Raw genomic sequence first — 259 nt, forward strand, 5'->3', positions numbered from 1 at the left:
GACATTTCTTACTCACTGACCGCAATAGAGGGCTGACGCGCATCCAGCGCCAAGTTGAGTTGCAGCACATTCACCCGTGGCTCGCCGAGCAAACCGAGGGTGCGGGCGGCGGTGTGGTCGTTGAGCAGTTGCAGCAGTTCGGTTTCGGGGACCTGCCGCAAGCGCGCCACCCGCGCCAGTTGCAGCCGGGCGTTGGCCACCGAGATGTGCGGGTCCAGGCCCGATGCGGATGCGGTGACTGCGTCCACCGGTACCGGTG

The 259-nt window shown here is 65.6% G+C and carries 1 protein-coding gene; it reads right to left on the minus strand.

The genetic code is table 11. The features are described from left to right. Positions 1-8: 8 nt before the first annotated feature. Positions 9-259 (minus strand): potassium-transporting ATPase subunit C (locus tag KZZ07_RS27105; RefSeq protein WP_219520096.1); only part of this gene is annotated, 251 nt, incomplete at its 5' end.

Source organism: Mameliella sp. CS4, assembly GCF_019392335.1.
Classification (GTDB): Bacteria; Pseudomonadota; Alphaproteobacteria; order Rhodobacterales; family Rhodobacteraceae; genus Antarctobacter.